The organism is Mesorhizobium sp. M7A.F.Ca.CA.002.15.2.1 (genome assembly GCF_003998715.1).
In the GTDB taxonomy this organism is placed as follows: domain Bacteria; phylum Pseudomonadota; class Alphaproteobacteria; order Rhizobiales; family Rhizobiaceae; genus Mesorhizobium; species Mesorhizobium ciceri.
This window is the reverse complement of the sequence record NZ_RZPI01001277.1, coordinates 1-444: the sequence shown is the minus strand read 5'-3', so window position 1 is coordinate 444 and position 444 is coordinate 1. Positions and strand designations below refer to the sequence as shown.

The 444-nt window shown below is 61.7% G+C and carries 1 protein-coding gene; it reads left to right on the top strand.

Annotated features, from left to right (window positions below; genetic code table 11):
• Positions 1 to 141: 141 nt before the first annotated feature.
• On the top strand, positions 142 to 444 hold a 303-nt coding region (locus ENZ74_RS34115; RefSeq protein ID WP_245471076.1), incomplete at its 3' end, for a peptidylprolyl isomerase.

Here is a 444-nt window from a genome sequence, read left to right as displayed (position 1 = left end):
CCGGTGCGCTCACCGCCAAATTCGCGAAATAAGATTCCGGAGATAGATATGCAGCTGAAAAAGCTCGCCTCGTTCCTCGTTGTGCTTGCCGGCCTTGTGACCGCATCGGTCTCGGCCTTCGCCGCCGACCCGGAAAACACCATGGTCATCACGCTGAAGGACGGAGACGTCACCATTGCGCTTCGGCCCGATCTGGCGCCAAAGCATGTCGAGCAGATCAAGAAGCTGGTGCGCCAAGGCGCCTATGACAACGTCGCCTTCCACCGCGTCATAGACGGCTTCATGGCGCAGACCGGCGACGTCAAGTTCGGCAATATGAAAAAGGGTTTCAGCGCCGAGGCCGTCGGCACCGGCGGTTCCGACCTGCCCGACCTGCCGGCCGAATTCTCGCAGACCGAACATTACAAGCGCGGCGTGGTCGGCATGGCCCGCTCGCAGGACCCC